General features: G+C 54.9%; 1 protein-coding gene. It reads left to right on the top strand.

Translation table 11 applies throughout. The features are described from left to right. Positions 1–273 (top strand): PhnE/PtxC family ABC transporter permease (locus tag ABG80_RS23675; RefSeq protein WP_407638765.1); only part of this gene is annotated, 273 nt, incomplete at both ends.

Here is a 273-nt window from a genome sequence, read left to right as displayed (position 1 = left end):
TATTTGATGCCGAGCGATTGAAGGATGGCATGCCAAGCCTGGTAAAAATTGCCGGCGAGATGTTCCCACCGAACTTCTCGCAGGCTGGCACCTGGGTCAAACCGGTACTGGATACCTTGGCCATGAGTATCGCCGGTACGGCAATCGCGGTATTGCTATCCATTCCCTTAGGAGTGCTCGCCGCGCGGAATACTAGCCCTCATCCACTCGTGTATCAAGCCACACGCGGCCTGTTAAACGCTTTGCGATCGATACCCGAACTGATCATGGGCA

The sequence above is a fragment of the Aquabacterium parvum genome (assembly GCF_001447195.1).
Taxonomy (GTDB): domain Bacteria; phylum Pseudomonadota; class Gammaproteobacteria; order Burkholderiales; family Burkholderiaceae_C; genus Aquabacterium; species Aquabacterium parvum.
The sequence above is the reverse complement of the archived record's forward strand: the minus strand, read 5'-3'. Positions and strand labels throughout refer to the sequence as shown.